Source organism: Mesorhizobium sp. B2-6-1, from assembly GCF_006440475.1.
Taxonomy (GTDB): domain Bacteria; phylum Pseudomonadota; class Alphaproteobacteria; order Rhizobiales; family Rhizobiaceae; genus Mesorhizobium.
Genome location: NZ_VFUH01000021.1, coordinates 57805 through 83542, shown reverse-complemented (window position 1 = coordinate 83542; position 25738 = coordinate 57805). Strand labels below are relative to the sequence as shown.

Genomic DNA, 25738 nt, shown 5'->3' with positions numbered 1-25738 from the left:
CCGCCTTCTTTCGCAGGTGCGCCTTGAGTTTTGAGTAGGCCATCTCGATCGGGTTGAGGTCGGGCGAGTATGGCGGCAGGAACAGGAGCCAGCCTCGCCGTGGATAACATAGTCCTGACCGCCGGCGCGTCCTGACCTTTCAGGAGATGGACCCTATTCGCCCGGCTTAACCAGCTTGCCCTCTTCCGCCTTGTGGTAGAACTGACTTGCCACGAGCCAGCCCTTGAGCGGCCTTAACGGCGGAATGCAGGTGGCAAAGACTATGGGGATCGAAACAAAGGCATGGAACCAGATGGACGGCTCGTAGGTCACTTGCGCCCAGACGGCGAAGAGCACGGAAGGGACGCAGGCGAAGCAGATCACGAAAAAGGCGGGGCCGTCCGCCGGATCGGCGAAAGAGTAGTCAAGCCCGCAAACTTCGCATTTTGGCGCGAGCTTCAGAAACCCGTCGAACAGCCGGCCTTCTCGGCAACGGGGGCAACGGCCACGAATTCCGACCTGCCAAGGCTCGAGCGGAGGATAGTGCGCGTCATCGTGCATGATTGTCACTCCAGACACCTCGGTCGGCACAGATTCTGCCTTGAGGCCACGGATACATACTAGTATCATTGTCGTATGCATACAATGCGACAAAATGTATGGCTTCGAATTGAAGGCGGGGCGGGATGACTGGCGACGGCGATCTCGGATGGCTCCCGGCTTCGATGGAGGGCTCCGGACACATCTATCTCAGGATCGTCGACGCGCTTGCCGACGCCCGCTCGAGCGGCCGCCTGCAGCCGGGTGACAGATTGCCGCCCCAACGTGAGCTGGCTCGGTTGCTGGGCGTCGACCTGACCACAGTCACAAGGGCGTTCAGCGAAGCCCGCCGCCGCAATCTCATCGACGCAGCCGCGGGGCGGGGCACCTTCGTCACACCGGGGGAGGCCGAGGAGCCGATCCTGGACCTGAGCATGAACATCCCGCCGGCGCCTGCCGGCCTCAGCCTGCCGGCGTCGATTCGTAGCGGCATAGACGGATTGCTGCGTCGTTCCAGTGCAGAGGCCCTTCTATCCTACCACCCCGGGGCCGGCTCGCCGGCGGAGCGTGCCGCTGGTTCTGCATGGCTCGCCACAGCTGGCGACAGGCTGCCGGTCGATCGGGTGGTTGTCGGTTCGGGCGCGCAGGCGCTGCTGGCCGCCGTTGTTCTGTCGCAAACCCGCGAGGGCGATACCGTACTCACGGATGCGCTGACCTATCCGGGCCTGATCGCGCTCGCCAAGACGACGAAGCGCGACCTTGCCGTGGTGGAAGGTGACGATCAAGGCATGCGGCCGGACTATCTCGAGGAGGCGGTGCGGCGGCACAGCGCCCGTGTCCTCTATCTCAACCCGACGCTGCACAATCCCTCGACGCTCATCGTGCCGGAGGGACGACGTCGCGACCTGGCGCGGGTGGCGGGCAGGCTCGGCCTGATCATCGTCGAGGACGACCCCTACCGTCCGCTGCTTCCCGCCTCTCCGCCGAGCTTCCTCAGCCTGGCGCCCGAGCGGACCATCCATGTGGCGACGATGGCGAAATGCGTCTCACCGTTCCTGCGCACCGCGTTCCTCGTCGGGCCGGGCGCCGAGGCCGTCGAGCGGATTGCCGCGGCAATCCGTGGAACGACGATGATGGCCCCGCCGCTGATGACGGGCCTCGCCTGCGAATGGATAAGAAGTGGCTTCGCCGGTGAGATCACCGCCGCGGTGCGCGCCGAAGCGCAGGCAAGGCAAGAGGTGGCGCGAAAAATCCTGCCGGGAGGCTTCGCCGCGTCGGGATCGAGCCTGCATCTCTGGTATGCACTTGAAGGGCGGCTGAGCTCCCTGGACCTCGCCGGTCTCGCACGACGCCGAGGATTGGCCCTCAGTCCGGCCGAGGAGTTTTCCGTTGTGCCCGGCATCGCCAATGGCGTGCGCCTGGCACTCGGCGCGGTGTCCAGCCGGGAAAGGCTTGCGCAGGGGCTGCGCAGCCTCGTCTCGATCCTTGCGGGTGGCTCGGGACACTCGTCCGCTCCAGTCTGACGCAACCGACTGGCGTACGTGTGGGGTCTGCATTGAGGCGAAAACTGCGTTCAAATTAGTCGACCGTGAACTATCCGGAAGCCGTTGATCTGGCCTGTTGATTGAGGCGGATAGCGGCTTTGGAATTGCAGGTTTAGCGGTTTGTGGGGGCTGTTTTCCTGCAATTCGGTTTTACGATTCCCTTGTGCCGCGGAGCGTGATTCACTCGGTTCGGCGGCGGCGAATCGAGGGGACGGCGAGTGTCCAGGCCACGCGAGAAGCGCGAGACGGGAGAGCAGGACCTGTTCCGCTCCAGGCTCGATCAGATTATCAACATGAAGCACGAGCTGGTGCGGCTGGCGCAGGCGATCGACTGGCCGATGCTGGAGGAGCGTTTTGGCGCCGTCTATTCGGACGGCCCTGGCATGCCGCCACTGCCGACCCGGCTGATGGCGGGGCTGGCGATCCTCAAGCACACCTTCAACCTGTCAGACGAGGTGCTGTGCGAGCGTTGGGTGGAGAACCCCTACTTCCAGTATCTCACCGGCGAGACGTTCTTTTGCCATACGCTGCCATTCGACCGCTCGTCGATGACGCGCTGGCGCAGCCGCATGGGCGAAGAGCGGATCATGGCGCTGTTGCAGGAAAGCCTCAGCCTTGCGGTCAAGACCGGGGCGATGAAGCCGGCCGACACGCGCCAGGTCATCGTCGACACCACCGTGCAGCCGAAGAACGTGATGTTCCCGACCGACGCCAAGCTCATCCACCGGGCGCGCGAGCAGCTGGTGCGGCTGGCCAAGAGGAAGGGGCTCAATTTGCGCCAGAGCTATGTGCGGGTCGGCAAGCTGGCGCTGATCAAGCACCAGCGCTATGCCCACGCCAAGCAGTTCAAGCGGGCCAACAAGGCGCTGCGCAAGCTCAAGACCTATCTCGGCCGGACCATTCGCGACATCGGTCGCCAGATTGCCGGCGATGCGGGGCTGGACGCGCTGTTCAAATGGCCGCTCTACCAGGCCGCCACCGTTCTCGAGCAACGTCAGCGCCAGCGCGGCCGCAAGATCTACAGCCTGCACGCGCACGAGGTGGAATGCATCGGCAAGGGCAAGGCGCACATGCCCTACGAGTTCGGGGGGAAGGTGTCGGTGGCCACCACGCTGAAGCGCTCCAAGGGTGGCCAGTTCGCCTTGCATGCAAAAGCACTGCCCGGCAATCCCTATGACGGCCACACGCTGGCAAGCGTCATCCCCGACATGGAAAAGACCATCGGCAACGAGATCGGCCGCATCCTCGCCGACGCCGGCTATCGCGGCCACAACGCACCCCACAGCCACAAGTTCAGGGTCTTCACCGCCGGCCAGAAGCGCCGCGTCACCTCGGCCATCAAGCGCCAGATGCGACGGCGCTCGGCGGTCGAGCCCGTCATCGGCCACATCAAGGGCGAACACAGAATGGGCCGAAACTACCTCGCCGGCCAGCAGGGCGACGCCGTCAACGCCATCCTGGCCGCCGCCGGCTACAACTTCTCCCTCCTGCTCAGATGGTTCAGGCAGCTTTTGTGGCTTCTCATCGCAGCCCTCCAAAGTCTGCCAAACGAGATCGAAGCCTGACCAATCTCATTGTTCACGGTCGACAAATTAGTCGATCGATTTTTCAGCGAAGCCCGGGAGACGGCGATGCACGAACCCGGCCTGCTGTCTCAATCGATGACAGCCTCTCGCAATAGTTCCTATGCGCTGGAAGTTACCGGAAAGAACGCCGAACAGATAGTAGCAGTGAAGGCGGCTATCCGGTTGGCCATCCAAAATCGATCCCAACGCGCTCTGGCGAGCGCTCAGACAGAAACTTGCATTCTAAGGGACGCTGGCTGCTCCGTCGAGATCACGATCCAGTTTGGTCTCGATGCCGACGCGATCGTTCGACGGATCGAGCAGCTGCGGCGCGAAGCCATCGATGTACCCTTCCGGATCGGCGTGCCAGGGCCGCCTACGCCGGCATGCTTTTGAGGTTCGCCCGGCAGTTCGGCGTCGTCGTTTCGCCCGAAATCGCCCACCGATATGGCTTGCCGCTCACCAGCCCGCTGCAACGCGTTGGGCCAGAACGCTTTCTCGAACACCTCCATCGCGATGCGACAGCTGCTTCATTTTGGGCAGCGGGATTTTGTCTGCTGGCTTGGAGGTTTGCGCACCAAGAATGATGAATGATGATGACAGTCATTGGAAGCAACGAGGGACGATGCCGATGGTTAGCATCATGCTGTTGTCGTCCGATCTAAGCGGGTCTCTACGCAAAGGCACAATTTGCCGAGCTAGTGCAACCCGGGCGGTGAAGACATTCGGCGGGAAGGATCTTATTATCAAGGATCGTGGCATGTTCTCGACCCTAAAGCGTCATGGTTCTCGGGCGAGACCTGAGCAAGGCGATCAGGTTCAGGCACGAAAACCGACCGTCGGGGGGCAACCCGATGATCAAGATTGTGACAAGGAAAGTCTGCTTCCGCCCGACGACGTCGCCCAACCGGCCAAATCGATCGCGATGGGGCCTGAGTCCTAAAGATCGAGCGGTCATGCTCTGTCGATCACTGGGCTCGGCGCATGGGACGAAAAGAATCGCGCTGCCTGTGGTTTGTCGAAATGGCTCCTGGGAAGCTTGGCTGAACAGACGTGATCGCACCGATTGGCACTTGCTACCTGTCGCTTTGCCGCCACGGTTTGCGCCCAAACTGAGACAAGAATCATAAGAAACGTTCAAGTTCCTCGACGGGCGGCAACCAGGGTCAGCTCGGCCAAGCTGACCCAAGGATGATCGAGCAGAAGTTCTGGCGGACATAGTTCATGTCCTTCAGCGCCAGGACGTCAGCCTTCACATTCCCGAACGTCGTCAATGGCTTCTTGATAATGCCGTTGGCGAAGTGATCTATGATGTTCTCCTTGAAGTTCGTCTCGCGCGGATGATGGACGCACACATCGTCGCGCTGCTCATGCGTGAAGTCGTGATAGGCGATGCCGAGCACGTCCATTTCCACGCCGGCTGTCACCAGCCCTATTGTGGGTCGCATATGCTCGGGGATGCCGGGCGTTGTATGGAGCGCGATGGCAGTCCAGACGTCCTCGATATCGCGCTCCGGCACGCCGTAGCTCTTCATGAAGTCCCGCGCGGCATTGGCGCCGTCGACTTCGAAGCGGAGGTCAGGGCTCGCATATTTCTCGGTGACGCCCATGTCGTGGAACATGGCGCCGAGGTAAAGCAGCTCCGGATCAAACTTCAAGCCGCGGCGCTCGCCCGTTAGCGCGCCCCAGAGGAAGACGCGGCGACTGTGGTCAAAGAGCAGGTCGTCTTCGGTATCGCGCACGAGCTGTGTGGCGGCCCGCGCGATAGCGCTGTCAGGCACGCGAATTTCGGCGATGATCTCAGACATGGAACAATCTCCTTCGTTGGGCAGCCGGCCGGCGGGGCTTGTCGGCATTACGCTACAAGGCCCTGCTTCGGGCAACGAAGGTGATCGTGCGGATCAGGACAACCGCACGTCGTTTGCTGACAATGCCCGCCTGAGCCTTCGCGTCTCCACGAACAGCAGCTTCACCTCAGCCGGTTCGCGATCTATTCCGATTCCGCCTGCCGAAAGCTGGCGCGATATTGGATGGGAGTCACGCCGATACGGGTGGTGAAGACAATCCTCATCCGGTCCGCGGACCCGAAGCCGCAATCGAAGGCGACGGCTTTCAGTTGCCCGTCGCTTCCTTCCAGCATGCTGCGCGCCGCATCGACGCGAGCGCGCTCGATGAACTCATGCGGTGTGATCCCAGTCGCCTGCACGAAATGCCGGGCCAGATTTCGTGGGCTCATGCCGACGACGCCGGCAAGCGACTCCAGCGTGTGGCGATCCCCGATATTGCCCATCACATGATCCTGGATGCGTGCGATCGACGATTCCGGATCGGCGGGTGCGATGAGATAGGGACTGAACTGCGACTGCCCGCCCTGGCGCTGCGCCACCACGACCAGCCGCTTGGCGATCTTTAGCGCCGTTTCCGCGCCGTGCCGCTGCCCGACCAGCGCCAAGCCCAGATCTATCCCCGCAGTCACACCGGCCGCGGTGATCAGCCGCCCATCGCGCACATAGATTAAGTCCGGTTCGACTCTTGCCTTGGGGAACCTGGCCGCCAGAACCTGCGCATCCTGCCAATGGGTTGTAACGCGTCGACCATCCAGGAGGCCGGCATAGCCAAGGACAAAAGCCCCGGTGCAGATTGATCCATAAACGCTCGAGCGCCACGGCAACTCCTTGACCCACTTGATCAGGTACGGTTCGGGCTCCATTTCCGGCGGCGTCGGCGTGCCGGCCACCAGAATGATGTCGAAGCCTCCTGCCGCTTCTTCGAAGGTCAGGTCAGCTACGAGCTGCATCCGGTTCGACGCGCGTAGTGGATTGCGGTGACCGGCAACCAATACGGTCTCATAACGGTCGGCACTGTCGAGAAACGTGTTTGCCTCGCTGAACACGTCCATTGGCCCTGCCGCATCCAGGGCCTGGACACCCTCATAGACGACGATCGCGACAAGTTGTATCGGCACCTTTTACGGCCTCTCCAGTCGGATGCCGTACTATGCAGGTAGTTGGGACACTGAAAAAGGCCTAGCTCGGTCCGGGAAGCAACCGACCGAATATTCGTGCATCCGGGACTGACCAGAATATGGATTTCATTGGCCGATTTTGCTCTCCGGCCGCCCCTGAGTGACCCATACTGGCCAAAAAAGTCGTCGCGGCGACAGGCGAGTTTGTCGCGCCGCTATTGTGCTCCCGGCGCCTTGTCTGGCGACGCGCGGCACCATAGGAGCGCAACTTGTCGGTAATCATCCGCTTCGGCGCGATGCCCTGCTTATTCAGAAGCCGGATCAGAAATTGCTTGGCAGCCTTGGTGTTGCGGCGAGCCTGGACGATCTCGTCAAGCACATAACTGTCTTGATCTACGGCGCGCCAGGTCATGCCGAATGTCGAACATCGATCGCATAAAGGCCTGAATAACCGAGCAGAGAATTCACATGTGCCGTTGCGAAAGCGGGAGCGAACGATGCAGCGGTTCCGATCGCCCGGAAGCCTGCAACGCTTCGTCTCGATCTTCTCCGCCATCCGAAATCTCTTCGTCCCACCCCATTCACAACCATCCGCATTCCAAATTCACCTGCATCGCCTTCAAGCGATCGCGGAATGGGAAGCTGTGTCTGGAACTGTGGTCTGAAATCCATCCGCGATGGCCAACGCATTCAGCGCGCCCGAACGTAAGTTAAGGTGACATCGCCCGCGGAACTGGTCCTCGAACTGCGGCGCCACGAACCGCTGATGTTTTGGTCGCACCCGAAGCTATGTGCGAAGATGGCAGTGACCCGCCGGCGGGGCGCGTGCACGCCCGCACCGACACCCTGGCTCTATTGATGGCTCATACCCAAAGCTGTCAACGAAGTCCCGTTCGGCGTCGATCAGCCGAACGAGGCGGATTCAAATTGAGATGAAAACTACGACTGAAAGCGACCTTTAACAATTCACATCATGGAATTGAAACCAGAAAAGTCAGTTTTAGTCGGGTAAACCGTTAATTTTAGTGATAAAGTTAGCGACAATCCAATCACGCGTACATAATACTGCAAGTTTCTTTTCCGAATTAGATCTCTCAATCAAATAGAACGAGAAATTTGATTTCTTCCGTTCCGGGAAAGGCGCGACCAATGTGCCGGACTCCAGATAATGACGACAGGTCACGCTGTCGCCCATAGCCACTCCAAATCCATTGACGGCCGTTTCTATCATCGCGAAATCGTTGCCCATGTAGTGCCGCATTCGCGGCAATTCGTTCATGTTGATGGAAGAGAGCCACGAATCCCATTCATTGTCGTCAATGGCGTAGAGCAGCGGCACGTTCCTAAGATCGGCCGGCGAATGCAATCCCGCCGCAACCGACGGACTGCAGACCGGAAACAGGTCGACCTCGCTTAACAAGGTCGTGCGCCGGTTTTCCCATATGCCGGTGCCATAGCGGATGCACAGATCCACATCCGAGCCAATGACCGCCTTCCACGAGGTCGATGAGCGCAAGCCTAGCCGGATTCCGGGATGTTTCAAAAGGAACGGGCCGATGTTCTTGACCAGCCAGAGGGCCGTCATGGCAGGCGGGCAGCTGACCACGACTTCGCCGCGGATTTCGGGCGTATCGAGATTTGCCACCGCATCGGCGATCAGGTCAAAGCCCTCCCGCAGCGAACTCATCGTGCGCAAGCCGGCAGGCGTCAGCGTAAAACTGTTACCGCGCCGATCGAGCAACGTCACACCGGTGTAAGCTTCGAGTGCTTTTATTTGGTGGCTTACGGCGCTCTGGGTAACACCCAGCTCTTCGGCTGCCCGCGTGATCGAGCCTTGCCTGGCCGTCGCCTCGAACGCGCGCAGCGAATTCAGCGGCGGCAGATGGCGATGGTTTCTCAGCATTAGTTTTTCTCAGGTTCAAGGATGCGAAACTTTCGCTTGCGCTGTTTCCCTTGTCGAGACCATAAATTTGCATGGGCTAAGATCGATGGCTCGCCCAGATTTGGCGTAGCGCCTTATCGCCATAGATTTCCATGATCGGTTAAGGAAACTGTCGGTGCGTGTTCTGTTGATAAATCCAAACAGCAACCGCATTTTTACCGATTTGATGGATCGCAACGTCGAGCCGCTCCGCGCCGGCCGCGCTTACCAGATCGATTGTGTGACGCTTGAAGGCACGCCGCCGGGCATTGAAACGCAAAGAGACATAGACAGTGTAATCGAACCGCTTTGCAGGCTGGTCGTGGCAGAAGCGCGGCACACCGACGCCTTCGTCATCGGCTGCTTCGCCGATACCGGCCTCTATTCAGCCCGCGAGGTGACGGCCAAACCAGTACTCGGCATCTGCGAATCCGGGCTATCGACTGCGCTCAACCTGGGCGAGCGTTTCGGCGTAGTATCGACGTCTTCGGAATCCCGTAATGCCGAATTGAGGCTGGTGCGGTCTTATGGCCTGTTGGAGCGCTGCGTCGGGTTCGAACCCGTGGACGTACCAGTGGCGGACATACCGACCAGCGCTACCGCGAAAGCGCGCGTGCTCACTGCGGCAACGCGGCTCAAGGCTCTCGGCGCCGATGTGCTCGTACTCGGTTGTGCCGGCATGGCACCTTACAAATCGCTTCTGCGGGAAACCTTCAAAATCCCTGTGGTCGACCCGAGCGTCAGCGCCGTAGCCATGGCGATCGGCATCGTCTCATTGGCGACCGGATGAGCGCTATGCAAACGTTCAGCGAGCGGCTGCGTGCCAATTACGACAGCATGCTCGATCTCGACGGCTTCTCCGGCGAGCGGTTGGCAAGCCGACTTTCGGCCATTGCCGAGATCGGCCTCACCGCGGATGGCGGTTCCTGCCGGCTCGGCTATTCGAAGGAAGAAAAGCAGGCGAAGGATCTGGTGTGCGAGTGGATGCGTTCGCTTGGGCTCGCCGTCCGTTCCGATACCGCGGGCAATTGCTTCGGCCGTCTTTCCGGCAAGAACGATGGCCTGCCCGTCGTCCTTTGCGGATCGCATATCGACACGGTGCCGAATGGCGGGCATTTCGACGGCGTGCTGGGCGTCCTGCTTGCCCTTGAGGTGGTGGAGATGTGGAAGGCCACGGGCTATGAGCCCGAGCGCCCCTATGAAATCGTCATTTTCTCCGAGGAGGAAGGCAGCCGCTTCAATGTCGGCTTCGTCGGCAGCACCGCGATGATGGGCGCGCTTCCCGAAGGCAGTTTCGGATCGCTGCGCGACCATGAGGGGTGCTCCTTTACCACCGTCGTTGAGGAAGCCGGCCTGACGCTTGCCCGCTTCCCCGAAGCACGGCGCGACGCCGCTGAGATCTCCGCCTTTGTCGAAGTCCATATCGAACAGGGGCTGGTGCTGGAAAGACAGGGGCTTCCTGTCGGCATAGTCAGCGGCATTTGCGGGCTGGTCGCGCTGGAAGTAACGGTCAAGGGACTGGCAGGCCACGCCGGGGCGACGCCTATGCCCTACCGCCGTGACGCTCTTGTTGCGGCAAGCCGCATCGTGTCGGCGGTCAGCGACCTGCCCTGCCGGTTCAGCGATACGGCGGTGGCCACAGTCGGCCAGCTTAATGTCTTCCCCAACGGGGCCAATGTCATTCCCGGCGAAGTCCGTTTCAGCATCGACATCCGCGATATCGTGGCGGAGCCGCTGGACAGGCTGGTCGAGCGGATCATCGAAGTGGCAGGCGAAATTGCCGGCGCGAGCAATGTGGAACTGTCCTGGACGAAGACGCTGTCTCTCGCCCCCACGCCCGCGGACGACCGGTTGCACGCACAGCAGGGTGCAGCGATGCGTGAGATCAACCTAGCGCCTTTCGAACTGCCGAGCGGCGCCGGCCACGACGCCATGCTTCTGGGCGCCTGCCTGCCAATCGCCATGTTCTTCGTGCGCAGCCAGGATGGCATAAGCCACAATCCGCGCGAATTCTCGTCACTCGACGATTGCGCGACCGCCGCGCGGGCACTCTCGCGCTTTGTCACCAAGCTTGTTTCCGAAACCGCTTCTTCCTGATTTCAAGGGTACGACCATGTTCGATCTGGCTATAAAGCGTGCGCATATCGTCGGCGAAAGCCGCGTCGACTACGGCAATCTCTACATCAAGGACGGCAAGTTCGCCGCGCTCAGCTCCGAAGAGCTTCCGGCGCGTGAGTCCGTCAATGCCGATGGAAGGATCGTCTTTCCAGGCGGCGTCGACCCGCATGTCCATTTCAACGATCCGGGCCTTACGGCCGGCGAGGATTTTCAAACCGGATCAATGGCGGCGGTCGCCGGCGGCATAACCACCGTGTTCGAAATGCCGCTCACCAATCCGCTGACCGCCGACGAGCCTTCCTTCCTGCTCAAGAAGGGTGAGGCCTCCAGAAAGTCGGTCGCCGATTTCGGCCTCTATCTCGCGCTTACGCCTGACAACTGCAAGAGTGTGGGCGAGTTGATGGCGCTTGAGCCGATTGCGTTCAAGGCGTTCATGTCTTATTCGCCGGAGATCCCGATGGTGAAGGACGGGGAGCTGCTTGCCGGCATGCGCGCGATCCGCGCCGCCAACAGCCGCATCGCCGTGCACTGCGAGAACAATGACATCATCACCTTCCTGACGGCCCAGCTCAAGGAAGCCGGCCGTGACGGTCCGCGCGCCTATACGGAAAGCCGCCCCGATTATTCGGAATGGGAAGCCGTTCAGCGCGCCGTGACGCTGGCCAAGCTTGCCGGCGTGCATCTCCATGTCGTCCACTCCTCGACGCCGGAAGGCGCGCGCATCGTGGCGGAAGCCCGCCAGCAGGGCCACCCGATCAGCGTCGAGACTGCCCAGCATTTCCTGTTTCTCGACGCCGACGATTTCGAGCGGGTCGGTCCGTTCGCCCAGTGCAATCCGCCGCTGCGCGCGCCCGGCAATGACGACAAGCTCTGGGAGGCTATGCGCAACGGCCAGATCGACTGCGTCGGCACCGACCACGCGCCCTATACGATCGAGGAGAAGCTGCGCGGCAACGGCTCTGTCTGGGCGACACCGGCCGGCATGAACAACATCCAGAGCGCTATTCCGCTAATGATCGGCGAGGGCATCAAGCGCGAAATCCCCCTCACCCGGCTGGCAAGGCTGTTTGCGACGGCGCCGGCGCAACTCTTCAACGTCTACCCGAAGAAGGGTGCGATCACGATCGGCGGCGATGCCGACATGTTCCTGTTCGATCCGTCCGAGGAATGGGTGGTCGATCCCAAGCTGACATTCTACAAGCAGAAATGGACGCCGTTCGAAGGCGTGAAGGTGAGCGGACGCATCAAGCGCACCTGGGTTCGCGGCACGGTCGTCTATGAGGACGCAGCGCCCATGGGCCGCATCGTCGTGGAGCCCGGCTTCGGCCAGTTCATTCCCGGCCGGACGGGCAACGCCATGTTCGGCATTCCAGGCAGCGACGCAGCCTGAGCATGATCCCGAAAAGTGGCAACCGGTTTTCGGAAAAGACCATGCTCAAACGATGAGCTTGAGCATCGCATTTGTAGTGGCATAGACAATCGGCAGGAAAACCCGCCGCACCAATGAAGGGGAATAATGCTATGAGCGAGACAAGAACGGCACCTGCCCATGCCGTCTCCAACGGCTGGTCGCGGCGGGCCTTCCTGGCGATGGGCGCCGGCGGCTTGAGTTTGCCTTTCCTGGGCGGTGGCCGGGTTCTGGCGGCCGGCAAGGATACGCTGGTCGTCGCGTCCGGCGCCGACGCCGTGACGCTCGACCCGGGCGTCTCGTTCGACGGACAGTCGCCCCTTTTGTGGCGCGGGGTCTACGAATCCCTGTTCGACTACAAGGCCGACACGCTTGAATTCGCTCCCCTGCTCGCCGAAAGCTACACGGTCTCCGAGGACAAGAAGACGTATACTCTCAAGATCAGGCAGGGCGTGAAGTTCACGGATGGCGAGGCCTTCAACGCCGCGGCGGTGAAGTTCAACATCGAACGGCAGATCAAGATCAAGCAGGGCATCGCCTTTGCTCTCGGCCCCATCATCTCGATCGAGACGCCGGACGAATTCACCGTCGTGCTTCAGCTGAGCGCGCCATCCGACGGCTTCCTCTCAGCCTTCGCCGCCCTTGACACGGTCAAGATGATTTCCCCGAAGGCGATCCGCGACAACGAAAAGGACAATGACAGCGCTCAAGCCTGGCTGCGCGACAATATGGTGGGCACCGGCCCCTACAAGATGCATTCCTATACGCAGTCGCAGCAAGCCGTGCTGGAGCGCAATGCCGACTACTGGCGCGGCTGGGACGGCGACCATTTCCAGCGGATCATCGTGAAATATGTTCATGAAGCCAGCACTGAGCGGCTTGTGCTCGAACAGGGCGAAGTGGATGTCGCGCTGTTCCTGCCCGACGACGTCGTGGAATCGCTGGAAGGCAAGCCCGGGCTCGTCATCACCGACGTGCCATCCTACAACCTCTATTACCTGGCCTTGAACTGCAAGAAAGGGCCGACCGCCGACCCCAAGGTTCGCCGGGCGATCGCCTATGGTTTCAACTACGACGCCTTCATCAAGGACATCCTGCGCGGCAAGGCCAAGCAAGCGCATGGCCCGATCCCGAGCACGTTTGTCGGCTTCGCCCCCGACACGCCGGTCTATACTTACGACATCGAGAAGGCCAAGGCGCTGCTAGCGGAAGCCGGCCATCCCGGCGGCGGCTTCAAGCTGAAATACACCTATGAAACCGGGTATTTCTGGAAGCGGCCGCTTGGCGAGTTGTTCCAGTCGAACATGAAGGATCTCGGCATCGAGGTCGAGATCCAGGAACTGTCGCCCGCGGCCTGGGCCGGGCTGCTGTCCAACCCCGATACAGCCGAGCATTGCTACGGCGTCGTCTGGTGGCCGACGCTGGCCACGCCTTACGACTATATGTGGTCCCTGTTCCATACCGCGGCGCAGGGCAATGCCGGATACAACTGGGGCTACTACTCCAATCCGGAGGTCGACAAGCTGCTGGATGCCGGCACTATCGAGCCCGACGAGAAGAAGCGCTTCGAGCTCTATGCCAAGGCGCAGAAACTGCTGGTCGCGGACTCGCCGGCGCTGTTCATCTACGAAAAGAACTATCGCCTGCCGATGAGCGACAAGCTGAAGGGCTTCGTGTTCAACGGCATGAGAACCGAGACGCTGGATTTCTATGCCTTGCATAGTGCCTAAGCTCGGGTCAGGCAAGACGATACGGATGGCCGCCGGCGCCTCGGCGGCTATCTTCTGCATATCTTATGGAGGCGGCGGACCGGACCAACGTTTCGAATGATCGGATTTATCGTCAAACGCCTGATTCTGATGGTGGTTGTACTTGTGGGCATCGGCGCGATGACTTTCGCGCTGACCCATATCGTGCCCGGCAATCCGGCGCGCCTGATGGCGGGCCAGCATGCAACCGAGGAACAGGTCCGCGCGCTGGCAGAGCGCTATGGGCTCGACAAGCCGGTGCTGGCCCAGTTCTGGATCTATATGACCGGCCTCCTGCATGGCGATCTCGGCATGTCGCTGACCTACCGCCGGCCAGTGCTTGACGATTTGCGCCAGTTCCTGCCCGCAAGCATCGAGTTGACGCTGGCGGCAGTCCTGCTCGTCGTCTTTATCGGACTGCCCGTCGGCCTGATCGCCGGCGTCCGGCGCGGCAAGCCGCTGGACCATATTCTGCGCTTCCTCACCGTGGGCGGCGTGTCCATGCCGATCTTCTGGCTCGGCATCATCCTGCAGATCTTCTTCTACAAGCAGCTTCAGTTGCTGCCGATCGGCGGCAGGTTGGGGATAGCCGACATCGAACCCAACCAGGTCACCGGCTTCTACCTCATCGACACACTGCTCGACGGCGACTTTGATGCCTTCAAATCGGTGCTGGTGCATCTCATCCTGCCGGCCTCGACGCTGGCCGTCGGCAGCATCGCGGTGATCTCGCGCATGATGCGCGCATCCGTCATCGAAGTCCTTGATGCCGACTACGTCCGCACCGCGCGCGCCAAGGGCCTGTCGGGCGGCCGGGTGCTGAGGCGGCATGTGTTCCGCAACGCGCTTGTTCCCACCACCACGGTGCTTGGGCTGCAGATCGGCGCCCTGCTGGCCGGCAATGTGCTGGCCGAGGTCGTGTTTAACTGGCCGGGCATCGGGCTCTATGCGGTCAACGCGATCAAGAACCTCGACTATCCCGCGATCATGGGCGTAACCCTCATTGTGTCCGTCATTTATGTTTTCATCAATCTGTTGGTCGATATCGCCTATGTGATCCTTGATCCGCGCATCAGTCTGAGCGGAGCGACCCAGCGTTGACCGATACCGTGTCGCACAAGACACCTGATGTCTCGGCGCAGCGCCGCAAGCCGCGGGGCCTTGTCCGGCGCCTGCTGTCCAACCCGCTGAGCGCCATCGGCGCGGCCCTGGTGCTGATCGTCGTCCTCATCGCCGTTCTCGCGCCGTTGATCGCGCCGTTCGACCCCATCGTCATGGCGCCGCAAAACAGGCTTTTGCCGCCAAGCGCGGTCAACTGGTTCGGCACCGACGACAGCGGCCGGGACATCTTCTCGCGCATCGTTTTCGGAACCCGCTATTCATTGCTGGCGGCGCTCGGCATCCTGGTGATCGCATCCGCGCTTGGAACTGTCATCGGGCTTGCGGCCGGGCTCTTCGGCGGATGGGTCGACGAAGCCCTGATGCGGCTGACCGACATGTTCCTCGCCTTTCCAGCCTTGGTGCTGGCCATGGGCATGGCGGCAGCACTTGGACCAAGCCTGTTCAACGCCATGATCGCCACGGTGCTGGTCTGGTGGCCCTGGTATGCGCGGCTGGTGCGCGGACAGACGCTGCAGCTGAAACAGGAAGCCTTCGTGGAAGCCTCGATCGTGGCCGGCGCATCCCGGTGGCGCATCGCCTTCCACCACATTCTGCGCAACTGCCTTACCCCGCTGATTGTCCAGATCAGCCTCGACATTGGCTACGCCGTCCTCACCCTTGCCGGCCTGTCCTTCATCGGCCTTGGCGCACAGCCGCCGACGCCGGAATGGGGATCGATGGTCTCGGTCGGGCGCGACTATTTCCTCGACCAATGGTGGATGGTCACCTTTCCAGGCATGGCGATCTTCGTATCGGTGATGGCGTTCAATCTTCTGGGCGACGGGCTGCAGGAAGTGCTGTCGCCAAGGTCGCGGCGCTAGAATGATAACGCTTCTCCTCGACCGGCCCTCTACGCTGAACTCACCTGCTTTGCCGACCCGCAACGGCTCCTGCCTTGAAAGGACCGGCAGGGCCACGCCCCCAAACCCGTGGAGGTTCTGTTCGTGACCTTGCCAGTCCTGTCGGTTGAAAATTTGCGCGTCTCCTTCGGCTCCGCCGGCGATTGGACGCCTATCCTGCACGGACTATCGTTCGAGATCGCGCCCATGAGCACGCTTGCCATTGTGGGCGAGTCCGGCTCGGGAAAGAGCGTCACCGCCTTGTCCGTCATGCGGCTCTTACCCGGCAACAGCCGGGTCGAGGGCGATATCCGGCTCAATGGACGCTCCCTGCTCGATCTCCCGGAAAGCCGGATGTGCGATGTCAGAGGCAACGAGATCGCCATGATCTTTCAGGAGCCTATGACGAGTCTCAATCCGACCATGCCGGCCGGCATGCAGATTGCGGAAGCGTTGATGTGCCATCGCGCCATGAATGGCCGCGAGGCGGAGCGGGAATCCATAAGGTTGCTCGACCGCGTCCGCATCCCGTCGGCGCGTTCACGATACTACGACTACCCGCACCTTTTGTCGGGCGGCATGCGGCAGCGTGTGATGATCGCCATGGCGCTGGCATGCAGGCCCAAGCTGTTGATCGCCGACGAGCCGACCACCGCGCTCGACGTCACCGTGCAAGCCCAGATTCTCGATCTGCTGCGCGACCTGCAGCAGGAGGATGATCTGAGCATCCTCTTTATCACGCACGATATGGGCGTGGTGGCGGAAATCGCCGACAGGACGATCGTCATGCTACGGGGCAACATGGTGGAACACGGGCCAACCGCCGCGATATTCGGCCAGCCCGAACATACCTATACGCGCGCCCTCATTGCAGCGGTGCCGAACGTCGGATCGATGAATGAGAACCGTTCGCCGACACGGTTCCCGACCGTGGATGCGCAGACCGGTCTGTTTGCCGAGCCGGTCGAGCGACCTGATACGGTCATCGAGAACAAGACCATTCTCCAGGTGAAGAACCTGAGCAAACGGTTCGATATCCGCAAAGGCCTGCTGCACCGACTGACCGGGCGCGTGCATGCCATCGAGGATATTTCCTTCAGCATCCGGCCGGGCGAGACGCTGGCCCTGGTCGGCGAATCCGGGTGCGGAAAATCCACCACCGGCCGCTGCATTATAGGCCTGTCGAAGCCCAGCGGCGGCTCGATCGAGGTGGATGGGCTCAATGTTCTTGAGGAAAGCGTTGCGTCCAGGCATGTTCTGCGCCGCCGCATGCAGATGATCTTCCAGGATCCCTATGCCAGCCTCAACCCGCGCATGCGCATCGGCGACAGCATTGCGGAGCCGATGATCGTGCATCGCAAGGAAAATCACCAGACAGCGCGAAAGCAGGTCTCCGAATTGCTCGAAAATGTCGGGCTGAGCCCGGACATGCGCGACCGGTTCCCGCATGAGTTTTCGGGTGGCCAGCGACAGCGGATCTGCATTGCACGTGCTTTGTCGACCAATCCCGAGCTCATCGTGGCGGATGAGGCGGTCTCAGCCCTCGACGTGTCGATCAAAGCCCAGGTCGTGAACCTGATGCTCGACCTTCAAGAGAAGATGAAATTGGCCTTCCTGTTCATCTCTCATGACATGGCGGTGGTGGAACGCATCAGTCATCGTGTGGCGGTGATGCATCTTGGCGAAATTGTCGAGATCGGCGATCGCACGAGCATCTTCGGCAATCCTCAGCATCCCTATACGAAGAGGTTGTTGTCGGCGGTGCCCGTAGCCGATCCCAGCCAGCGCATATCGCGGGTCCGGCTCGCCGACGCAGAGTTGAAAAGCCCTATCCGTCCCATCGATTATGAGGCCCCTCCGCGCCATTATAAACAGATAGGCCCGAAGCATCATGTCCAACAATGGGATCCTGATTGGGATCTAGGAACAAAGCTACTCGGCAAAAATCCTCTGTTTGATTAGTCGCGCCAGATGAGATCGCGGCTAAAGCCGAGAGGAGTTCTACCGACCGCCACCGGTCGGGCTGCGCAACGCCGGCTATCTGACGCCCGACCAAGTCCTCTCCTCGCCGCCGACAGCATCGTGATGCGACATTTCTATTTTACTGGCGGCGCGGCGTTCGAATCTTGTTGCAACATGGATCGCTATCTGTCGGTCATTCGACAGCCAACCCGACCGGTGGCCCCGCAGCCGCACCGTGAACCCTTGCTTCCGCGCTTCCGCCAGCGCTGTGAAGATACTAATCGCATGTTTCACAGTTTCCGCATCCAGCTTCGAGGCGATGAGGGCTGCGCGGATCGGGCTCCAGTGGACTTGACCGTGATACGGCTCGTGGTGCGTATGATGGTGATCGTCGCCGTGGTGTTCGTGATCGTGATGATGGACATGCTCTTCGGCATGCCGGCCGTCGCGGCGAACGCTGAAGCTCCGGCCCGCAGGATACGGTCATTGTGGCCCGCAGCCTCGAATGTGACATCCTCGATCAGCGGGCAAACTGCAAGCGCCTGCTTCAGCTCCGGCTCAAGATCCGGCCTGAGGTCCAGCAGCGCGGCGACGAACATGTCGCGGGCCATCCCACCCAGCGGCTCGAGATGAATTTCCAGCATGGGTTACTCCCCTTCACGCGTCGAAACAGTCCAGTGCTGTGGCTCACGTGGCATAACGCAGAACGACATAGGGGCCTTCCGGGATGACGGCGACGGCGGGATCGCGGCTGGACGGGATACTGCGCTCGATGGCTGCGGCAACATCGTCGATCATCGTCACCCCGGTTAGGCGACGGTCGTCGCCTGCAAGGCCGGTGGTGAAAAGTGCAACAGTGCCAAGGCGCATCGGCTTCAACTGCATCTCCGTTTGCCACTAGTCGATCTCCGCCAGCGACTTGGCCGCCAGGGTTGCCAGGAATTTCTCCGGACCAAGTTCGACAAGCCGCGCCTGCGCATCGCGAAATTCACGCGAGCCGAAGTCCTCCGAGCACTCCGACACAATGACAGGCGTGCCGCCGGGCTCCAGAATATCGAGCGGCGTCACCATGCCTTTGATCGTCTGGTAGTACGTCTTGTCGAGTGGATAGCCGGCCGAGGAGGTGACGACGGTCGAGAACTTGCGGCCGAGCGGCCCCTGCGTTGCCGCGCTGACGAAGTCGACGGCGGCCTGATGGCTGGCGATGATCTCGCCGAAGGTGACGCACACGAGATCGCGATCTTCGTCAAGCACCGTGTTCAGCGCATAAACTTCGCCGAGCATGCGAACGATTTCCAGCTGCTCCTCATGCAAAGGATTGCCGAAGAGATTGCACTGGACGGCGAGCGGATCTTCCATGAGCGGGCAGAATGGAAGATGCGGATCGTCGCGTGGTGGGCAACGCCGGCGAGATTACCTTGCGCCCGCTCGACCAGCCGGCCATGAAGTGCGGCTCTACCAGGCCGGTGGCAATCCTGAGATCCGCGTCGGCGAACAGACGGGCGAGCTTGACGGGCGTATGACGCGTGCTCGTAAAACCGAGATCGACATGCGCCGCTTCATCGCGGGTATAGTGGTCTCGACGCGCACATTCTCCAGCACCCAGGGATCGCCGACCAGTTCGGCAAGCTCGTCACCGAGGTTCGGAAGATGCAGACCAGTTGCCACAAGCACCGAGATTGCCTCCAGGGGAATCCCCGCCGCCGTCATCGTCTCGATCATCGGCCGCAAAAACAGCCGGTTCGGTACTGGGCGTAATATCGCAGATAAGGATGGAAGTGCTGCGCCGGCCTATTGCCAGCTCGGCAAGCGGCTTCGATGCGACCGGAGCGAACAATGCATCGGCGATTGCCATGATAGGGTCGCGAAGCTTCGCCAGCTGTTGCTTGCGGATCACTGTCGCCACAGCCTGCTTTGGCAGTTCCAGCGGCAGGTGTCCCGGGCCGTAGGAAATCAAAATCAATTCGTTTGCCATACGTGCCAGCTCCCATCCGGTGAATTCTCCACCGCCTAAAGGCGGTGGCTTCAGGTTACGGCTCAAACCCGGATCGGTCCGCCGTTCAGCGGACTTGGCGTGAAATCACGTCACGTTGAAGTCGTCGGGCTCTGGCGGCATCTGGTTCTTGATGTATTCGGCCTGCATGCCATCGGTCACGTTCCCCGCTGCTCACCACCCAATAACCGCGCGCCCACAGGTGTTGGCCCCAGTAACGCCTGCTTGATATCCCGAACTCGCTCAGCAACTTGTGCGAACTGCGTCCTTTCAAATGTTGCACCGCGCGCGATACCGACAGGTTCGGCGGGATCGACACAAGCATATGCACATGGTCGCGATTGATCGATCCGGCGTGCACAGCCATTTCATGCGCCCGGGCCGTCTCGCGCAACAGTTCTCGGCACCGGTTGCCTACGTCGCCGCCTAGCACCGCATGATGGTACTTCGTCACCCACACTAGGTGATACTTGCAATCCCAAACCGTGTGGCCGCCACGCTTGTAAGCTTCCATCCAGACAATTTACACCGGATGCGCCCAGATCCGGCCGCCTACGTCGTGGGTTTACAGATCCCCTCGAGGACTCTAAATGTTCATTATTTCGACTGTTTCGTGTTAGCACTTGGAACACGCCGGCCGACGAGCACCGCTCGCATAAAGGGTTGAACAACCGGGCGGAGAATTCTCACCTGCCGTTTCGAAACGGGAGCGAACACTACAGGGCTTCCAATCGATTGGCTCACTACAGCATTTCGTGTCGATCTTCTCCGCCGTCCGCAACCTCTTCGTTCCGCCCCAGGCCAATCGCTCCGTCCGGTAGCCCAAGCGCATGCGCAATGCGGCGCAGCCTGGATGGGTCGGTATTCCCACCGGCCTCGATCTCCGCGATTTCATCAATCGCCAAACCGCAGGTCACCGCGAGGTCTTCAAGACTGTAGCCCAGAGATTCTCGCATCGCTCGCACCGGGTTTGCTCCCGCTGCGACAGCGGCAACTATATTCTGGGGAAGAGCATGATTGGTCGACATGCATAACTCCGTCATCAAGAGAGATCGAAACCAGGAATACTCAGAAATTTTTCGGTGATGCGGAACATGCGGATCGAAACCGGCTTCTGATGTGGTTGTGACCGAAAGATATCGGGACAGCCAATCTCGACCTTTTTCGGCACGCTCACGATGTCAAGCGATCCGGCGACGGCCCGGTAGGTGGGACGTATCAGCCGACTGGCGCTCGCCACCTCTGGCCTGCGTCGCCATCGTGACGGTGCTGTACTGGCGGGTTACTCCGGCAAGCTACGCCGGCGCGATGAGCCTGCCGGGCAAGATGCCTCTGTAAATCGCCCCGCGATCTGACATGAATAAGATCCGGCCAGCCCTCCGCTCACCTGCCGGCGAATGATGGCTTGCGCTTTTCGAGAAATGCCAAGATGGCTTCCTTGTAGTCCGGGCCACTCACCAGTTCCTCACTGAACCTATGTGCGACGGCACGGCCTTCGTCCCAACCTACCCGGTCCATCAAATTTGCGCCCTGCTTAATCGCCCGCACCGCCGCAATGCTCTTCGCCGCGATGGCTTCCGCGATCTCGATGGCTTTCGGGAGCACATCCTCCTTTGGCACGACGTGATTGATAAAGCCAAAGTGATGCAATTCGCGGGCAGTCGCCTTGCGCCCTGTTAGGATTAGCTCCCGAATGAACGGAACCGGCAGGTGCAGTCGGAAGAGGTAGGCGCCCGCCCCGCCAGTCAGGCTCCGATCGACCTCGGGCATCGAGAAAAATGCCGTGTCCGCCGCTATAATGATGTCGCAGAAACTTGCAAAGACCATGCCTCCGCCCGGAGCCGGCATGCTGACGGCAGCTATGGTCGGGCGGGAAAGATTGTAGAAACGATCTGTAATGGTCTCAATATAGGCGTGCCGCTCCCGCCGCCTCTGGGAATTCAAGGTCAGGAACTCGTTGAGGTCGCCACCTCCAATCCAGGCCTTCGCCTCCGCTTTGCAGGCCAACACCACGGCGCGAATTTCTTCCGTCGCTTCGATATGGTCGATCAACCTGCTCAGACTCTCATAAACCTCACGAGATAACGCATTGACCGGCGGCCTGTCGATAGTCACAACCGCTACGCCGCTGCGCAGCTCAAGCTGGAAAAACTCGAAAGCAGAAGAGGCAACCATAGATGATCTGTCCTTTCTAGTTCGGCGCCGTCAGCCCTTGCGGTCGCCAAGCGGCGCTTTTTCGGCAAGAAATTTCCGGAGGCCCAGCGTCCGCAAGCCGGCAGGTCGGTAGGGTCTGGCGGAGTAGCCAAGAAGGGGACATCGCCGTACATTTGAATGCATGCACGGCGATGTCTGGAAGTCGGACCCCGATCACGGGATCAGTCCAGACCCGACCTGGAACAAACCAGGCCAGCCACGGTCCTTATTGAGGCTTCGGCTCGGACTTGGAGTCAAAGCGCTTGGCCCACTCCTCGAGAACCCGCTGCCGGTTGTCGATCGACCACTCGACGCTGTAGTCGGCCGCCTTCGAAGCGCCATCGGGAATCGAGTTCTTCGGCCCATTGTTAAGGCCGTCCAAACCCACTGCCCCATAATAGTTGTTGAAGAGAGTGTGGGCTTCCCTGCTCGCACCCCAATCGATCAGCACCTTTGCTGCCTCGGGCTTCTTGCTGCCCTTGACCATGGCAGTGGATTCGATGTCCCAAGCGGTTTCATTGTCCGGAACCAAAAGGTCCAAAGGCGCACCTTTGGTCTTCAGGAACGGACCGGTCAGATCGGTGGAAAGGCCAATCACGTATTCTCCCGTCGCTGCATACTTGCAGGGCGTTGAACTGGAGTTGGTATAGACGGACACATTCTCATGAAGCTTGGACAGGAAATCCCAGGCTTTTTCCTCACCCATCTTCTGGATCCAGCTATGGACATAGCCGAAGCCGGTGTTACTCATAGTCGGGTTTGGCATGGCGATCTGTCCCTTGTAGATAGGGTCAGCCAGATCGGTCCAGCTCTTGGGCTCTGGAATACCCCGCTTCTCGGCCTCGATCGTGTTGAAGCAGACGATGTTCAGATACATCTCCAATCCGGTCCACATCGGCGGATTGTTTTTGTCTCTGAATTTTGGCTGCAAATTCATGTAGTCTTTCGGCGCATACGGCTCTATCAAGCCTTCGCGTGCGAGACCCACGATATCGGTTACCGGCACGCCGAAAATGACGTCGGCACGCGGATTGTCCCGCTCAGCCAGCAACCGTGCATGGATCACGCCCCCAGCATCACGTATCCAGGTGATGTCGATGTCGGGATGGGTCGCCTCAAAGGCATTCTCATAAGGCGTAAGCACTTCCTTCTGTAGTGTCGTGTAAACCGTGAGCACTGTCTTGTCCTTTGCCATGGCAGACGAAGACAACAGTGCGGCCGCCAAACCCAAGGACCACGCGGCCAACCTCCAACGTTTTCTTTCCATCGTTTCCTCCGTATCTACTCCAGTGTTCCCGCAAAATGCGGTCCCTTTCCGGCATGAGCGTCCTGCGCGAACTGGTTTCGCTCAACGTATCGTGCCGGCCTCCACGAGTTCGGCGCGCCGCTTGGCCGACAGGCCAAGAAGCGTCCCGAACACATAGTCATTGTCCGCTCCCAACGCGGGAGTCGGCACGAATTCTCCTCGCCAAAGATCTTCCGTAAGCCAGGGAAGAGTAGCCATCTCGACCTGGCCATCGATCTCGCGGAACATGGCGCGTTCCCGCATATGTCCGTCCTCGACCAGTTGCCCCATATTCCGCGACCGTGCCGCCGGCACTCCGTTTGCCTGCAAGGCGGCTTCCGCCGTTGCCGCAGCCTGTGATTTGAGCCAGACCGCGACCAGTGCGTTCAATTTCTTCTTCGTGGAATAGCGTGAGGCGTCGTCGGCAGGGCTCGCAGCCGGAGCTGCATCTCCCATCGTCCGGCACAGGCCACGCCACTCCGCTTCGTTGCGCACGGAAAGCGCGATCCACTCGTCCGGTCCCGCGCAGCGGAAGCATCCGGATGGCGAAGCCTGCGTTTCCGTGACGCTGCGACTTTCGGGAACCGTCTTTCCCAAGGCTGCGTGAAGCAGGGCCTCCGGCAGCAGCGAAACCGTCGCTTCCAGCATCGATAGGTCGACATAGGCGCCCTGCCCGGTCTGGCGCCAATGACGGATTGCCGCCAATATGGCCGTAGTCTCCCAGAGCGCCGTGATCGGATCGGTCCAGGCGGGCAGGATTCCCATCGCCTCCAGGGTCGGGTTCGGCGTGCCGATCATGCCGACACGGCCGCTATAGCCCTGGAGCAGCGAACCGTAGGCCAGCAGGTCGCGCTCGGGCCCGGTACGGCCCATCCCGGATGCCGACACGAAAATGATGTCGGGTCTCACCTCGCGCAAATGCTCGTAGGAAAGTCCGTATTTGACGAGAACACGGGAGGAGAAATTCTCCACCACCACGTTGCTGGAAGCGACCAGTTCCCGAATGAGGTCCTGTCCCTCGGCCGTGGTGATGTTCAGCGTGCAGCTTCGCTTATTGTTGTTGATGATCGAGAACATGCCGTCGCGCACGGAAAATTCCGGTCGCGTCGACGATTCGATCTTGATAACCTCCGCGCCCATCCCGCCGAGCATTTTGGTCGTCATCGGGCCGGCCATTACCCAGCTGAAGTCGACGATCCGGATTCCGTTCAAATTCTGCTTGTTCATTGTAGACTTTCTTCGGATAGTCGGCCGCGGGACGGCTTTTCGGCATCGGAAGTGTTTCGCGCCTCCCGCCGGTTCAATTCCGCCAACACTTGATCCCCGCTATTTCCTCGCGTCGGCGCAGAGACGGTACTGCCTCTGGCAAGTTCCTCGCCCTGTTGCGTCACGAAACGGAACGGCAGACCCGCAACCGGAATTGCCTCTCCGCTCTCGAAGCACAATTGGGAATAGAATTTGCGGTCGCGAAGCTGTACGTTCTCGATGAGGTCGCGCGGCGTGCTGACGGGAAAGCAGGCGACGCGGGCAGACTGCGCCGCCGCAACCACGTCTTTGCTGCTTCGTGTCCTCGACCAATCCGCCATTTTTTCCTGGATTTTAGCGGCATTGTTGGTGCGTATGACGCGGTCGCCGCACAGGCTTGCATCGGCGGTCCAGGCAGGAAGGCCCATCACCTCGCACCAGCGCTGCCACTGGTGGTCCTCGCGCGGCGAGACCATGACGCCGCCATCCGCGCAGGGCAGATACCAGACAAGACCGCCGGCAATGGTAAGGCCCTTGGCGGGATCTCGCTGCCTTTGGGAGACATCCGCGCCCGCTTGCCAGTCGGCGAAAGGCTCGACTAGTAGATAGACCAATGCGTCCTCACGGGACATGTCGACGATGGGGCCGGGACGGGCCGCGCCTGCGGACTCGATCGCCCAGATCGAAGAGATGGCGACCATCAGCCCGGCCGCAAGATCGCCTTCCCAGTCAGCGCAACTGACCGGCGGCGTCGCCTCAGGATCGGTGACGGGACTCGCCTGATGGAAGGCGAAGCCGCTTGTATGCTGAAGCACGAAGGAAGACGTATGCCGGGCGGTGCCTGGTCCCCAAAGCCCATGCGGGGAAACCGCAACCGTAACCGGACGCCCGGCGCACTCCCGCAGCGTCGCTCCGCCGTCCTCGGCGCGGGCAAGTTGGGAGCCCTCAGCAAGGACGAGGTCCGTCTTGCCGAGGAGTTCGTCCAACAATGCCTGCCCGTCCGAGCGATCCGTGTCGAGTTGGACGATCCGCTTTCCGTAATTGAGATAGGCAAACAGCACGCTTTCGCCGCCTGCGGTCAAAGGCTGGGCACACCGCAGGGCATCTCCCTGCGGTGGCTCGACCTTGATGACCTCCGCGCCAAGATCGGCAAGGAGCCGGGCACCGAACGCCAGCGCGGCATCGGAGCCGATCTCGACGACTCTGACATCCGCGAGCGGGCCTTTAAAGGACTTAATGAAACGGTTCATGAAATATTCGTCCAAATTCGAA

Annotated in this window: 23 protein-coding genes and 5 pseudogenes; 12 read left to right on the top strand and 16 right to left on the bottom strand. The window is 60.8% G+C overall.

Going from position 1 to position 25738, the window contains the following annotated elements:
* Window positions 1–88: pseudogene (locus tag FJ443_RS29085) on the bottom strand (transposase); the annotation flags it as partial.
* A 65-nt stretch (window positions 89–153) separates the two neighbouring features.
* Window positions 154–540: a DUF983 domain-containing protein gene (locus FJ443_RS29080; protein WP_246681263.1), complete on the bottom strand. Its 387-nt coding sequence runs from the start codon at window positions 538–540 to the stop codon at window positions 154–156.
* Between the two features lie 125 nt (window positions 541–665).
* Between FJ443_RS29080 and FJ443_RS29075 the strand changes: the two genes are divergently transcribed.
* The 3 genes from FJ443_RS29075 (at window position 666) to FJ443_RS29065 (ending at window position 4024) form a co-directional block, all read left to right on the top strand.
* Window positions 666–2042 carry a PLP-dependent aminotransferase family protein gene (locus FJ443_RS29075; protein ID WP_140666694.1) on the top strand — a complete coding sequence of 459 codons (1377 nt, stop codon included), beginning with the start codon at window positions 666–668 and terminating at the stop codon, window positions 2040–2042.
* A 239-nt stretch (window positions 2043–2281) separates the two neighbouring features.
* Entirely contained in the window at window positions 2282–3628 is a 1347-nt protein-coding gene (locus FJ443_RS29070; RefSeq protein WP_140666692.1) for an IS5 family transposase, read from the top strand.
* 9 nt (window positions 3629–3637) lie between these two features.
* Entirely contained in the window at window positions 3638–4024 is a 387-nt protein-coding gene (locus tag FJ443_RS29065; RefSeq protein ID WP_140666690.1) for a hypothetical protein, read from the top strand.
* Window positions 4025–4794: 770 nt separating this feature from the next.
* Here FJ443_RS29065 and FJ443_RS29060 read toward each other — a convergent pair.
* The 3 genes and pseudogenes from FJ443_RS29060 to FJ443_RS29050 form a co-directional block, all read right to left on the bottom strand.
* Window positions 4795–5436 carry an HD domain-containing protein gene (locus FJ443_RS29060; protein WP_140666688.1) on the bottom strand — a complete coding sequence of 214 codons (642 nt, stop codon included), beginning with the start codon at window positions 5434–5436 and terminating at the stop codon, window positions 4795–4797.
* Between the two features lie 182 nt (window positions 5437–5618).
* Window positions 5619–6593, bottom strand: coding sequence for a GlxA family transcriptional regulator (locus FJ443_RS29055; protein ID WP_140666687.1), 975 nt, complete (start codon window positions 6591–6593; stop codon window positions 5619–5621).
* 238 nt (window positions 6594–6831) lie between these two features.
* Window positions 6832–6999: pseudogene (locus FJ443_RS29050) on the bottom strand (DDE-type integrase/transposase/recombinase); the annotation flags it as partial.
* On the opposite strand from FJ443_RS29050, the pseudogene FJ443_RS29045 reads away from it, so the two are divergent.
* Window positions 6995–7258: pseudogene (locus FJ443_RS29045) on the top strand (DDE-type integrase/transposase/recombinase); the annotation flags it as partial. The pseudogenes FJ443_RS29050 and FJ443_RS29045 overlap by 5 nt on opposite strands.
* A 335-nt stretch (window positions 7259–7593) precedes the next feature.
* On the opposite strand, the gene FJ443_RS29040 reads toward FJ443_RS29045, so the two are convergent.
* Window positions 7594–8496 carry a LysR family transcriptional regulator gene (locus FJ443_RS29040; protein WP_140666674.1) on the bottom strand — a complete coding sequence of 301 codons (903 nt, stop codon included), beginning with the start codon at window positions 8494–8496 and terminating at the stop codon, window positions 7594–7596.
* A 154-nt stretch (window positions 8497–8650) separates the two neighbouring features.
* On the opposite strand from FJ443_RS29040, the gene FJ443_RS29035 reads away from it, so the two are divergent.
* From FJ443_RS29035 to FJ443_RS29005, 7 genes are all read left to right on the top strand, one after another.
* Entirely contained in the window at window positions 8651–9304 is a 654-nt protein-coding gene (locus tag FJ443_RS29035; protein ID WP_140666672.1) for an aspartate/glutamate racemase family protein, read from the top strand.
* Window positions 9301–10611, top strand: a complete 1311-nt coding sequence (locus FJ443_RS29030; protein ID WP_210239635.1) for a Zn-dependent hydrolase — start codon at window positions 9301–9303, stop codon at window positions 10609–10611. Before FJ443_RS29035 ends, FJ443_RS29030 begins: the two co-directional genes overlap by 4 nt.
* 16 nt (window positions 10612–10627) lie before the next feature.
* Complete coding sequence (allB, locus tag FJ443_RS29025; protein WP_140666670.1) at window positions 10628–12022, top strand: allantoinase AllB; 1395 nt, start codon at window positions 10628–10630, stop codon at window positions 12020–12022.
* A 131-nt stretch (window positions 12023–12153) separates the two neighbouring features.
* On the top strand, window positions 12154–13770 hold the full coding sequence (locus FJ443_RS29020; protein ID WP_181175161.1) for an ABC transporter substrate-binding protein: 1617 nt from the start codon (window positions 12154–12156) through the stop codon (window positions 13768–13770).
* Window positions 13771–13866: 96 nt separating this feature from the next.
* A complete protein-coding gene (locus tag FJ443_RS29015) occupies window positions 13867–14889 on the top strand; it encodes an ABC transporter permease (RefSeq protein ID WP_140666666.1) in 1023 nt (340 codons plus the stop codon).
* Complete coding sequence (locus FJ443_RS29010) at window positions 14886–15770, top strand: ABC transporter permease (RefSeq protein ID WP_210239634.1); 885 nt, start codon at window positions 14886–14888, stop codon at window positions 15768–15770. Before FJ443_RS29015 ends, FJ443_RS29010 begins: the two co-directional genes overlap by 4 nt.
* Before the next feature lie 123 nt (window positions 15771–15893).
* Window positions 15894–17750: an ABC transporter ATP-binding protein gene (locus FJ443_RS29005; protein ID WP_140666664.1), complete on the top strand. Its 1857-nt coding sequence runs from the start codon at window positions 15894–15896 to the stop codon at window positions 17748–17750.
* A 290-nt stretch (window positions 17751–18040) separates the two neighbouring features.
* Here FJ443_RS29005 and FJ443_RS29000 read toward each other — a convergent pair whose 3' ends face one another.
* The 5 genes and pseudogenes from FJ443_RS29000 to tnpA form a co-directional block, all read right to left on the bottom strand.
* A complete protein-coding gene (locus FJ443_RS29000; RefSeq protein WP_140666662.1) occupies window positions 18041–18394 on the bottom strand; it encodes a hypothetical protein in 354 nt (117 codons plus the stop codon).
* 43 nt (window positions 18395–18437) lie between these two features.
* Window positions 18438–18629, bottom strand: coding sequence for a hypothetical protein (locus FJ443_RS31885; protein ID WP_246681261.1), 192 nt, complete (start codon window positions 18627–18629; stop codon window positions 18438–18440).
* A gap of 18 nt (window positions 18630–18647) precedes the next feature.
* Complete coding sequence (locus tag FJ443_RS31880; RefSeq protein WP_246681259.1) at window positions 18648–19034, bottom strand: hypothetical protein; 387 nt, start codon at window positions 19032–19034, stop codon at window positions 18648–18650.
* 22 nt (window positions 19035–19056) lie between these two features.
* Window positions 19057–19725, bottom strand: a pseudogene (locus FJ443_RS31875) (lactate racemase domain-containing protein).
* Between the two features lie 85 nt (window positions 19726–19810).
* A complete protein-coding gene (tnpA, locus tag FJ443_RS28990) occupies window positions 19811–20257 on the bottom strand; it encodes an IS200/IS605 family transposase (RefSeq protein ID WP_246681258.1) in 447 nt (148 codons plus the stop codon).
* A gap of 119 nt (window positions 20258–20376) precedes the next feature.
* Between tnpA and FJ443_RS28985 the strand changes: the two are divergent.
* Window positions 20377–20564: pseudogene (locus tag FJ443_RS28985) on the top strand (DDE-type integrase/transposase/recombinase); the annotation flags it as partial.
* On the opposite strand, the gene FJ443_RS28980 reads toward FJ443_RS28985, so the two are convergent.
* From FJ443_RS28980 to FJ443_RS28960, 5 genes are all read right to left on the bottom strand, one after another.
* Window positions 20487–20771: a helix-turn-helix transcriptional regulator gene (locus tag FJ443_RS28980; protein WP_140666660.1), complete on the bottom strand. Its 285-nt coding sequence runs from the start codon at window positions 20769–20771 to the stop codon at window positions 20487–20489. The pseudogene FJ443_RS28985 and the gene FJ443_RS28980 sit on opposite strands and share 78 nt — an antisense overlap.
* A gap of 355 nt (window positions 20772–21126) precedes the next feature.
* Window positions 21127–21918 (bottom strand): enoyl-CoA hydratase/isomerase family protein, encoded by a 792-nt coding sequence (locus tag FJ443_RS28975; protein ID WP_140666658.1) that lies wholly within the window; start codon window positions 21916–21918, stop codon window positions 21127–21129.
* Window positions 21919–22162: 244 nt separating this feature from the next.
* Window positions 22163–23203 (bottom strand): extracellular solute-binding protein, encoded by a 1041-nt coding sequence (locus FJ443_RS28970; RefSeq protein ID WP_140666656.1) that lies wholly within the window; start codon window positions 23201–23203, stop codon window positions 22163–22165.
* Between the two features lie 81 nt (window positions 23204–23284).
* On the bottom strand, window positions 23285–24448 hold the full coding sequence (locus tag FJ443_RS28965; RefSeq protein WP_140666654.1) for a CoA transferase: 1164 nt from the start codon (window positions 24446–24448) through the stop codon (window positions 23285–23287).
* Window positions 24445–25731, bottom strand: a complete 1287-nt coding sequence (locus tag FJ443_RS28960; protein WP_140666652.1) for a CoA transferase — start codon at window positions 25729–25731, stop codon at window positions 24445–24447. The genes FJ443_RS28965 and FJ443_RS28960 overlap by 4 nt, the downstream gene beginning before the upstream one ends.
* Window positions 25732–25738: the final 7 nt, after the last annotated feature.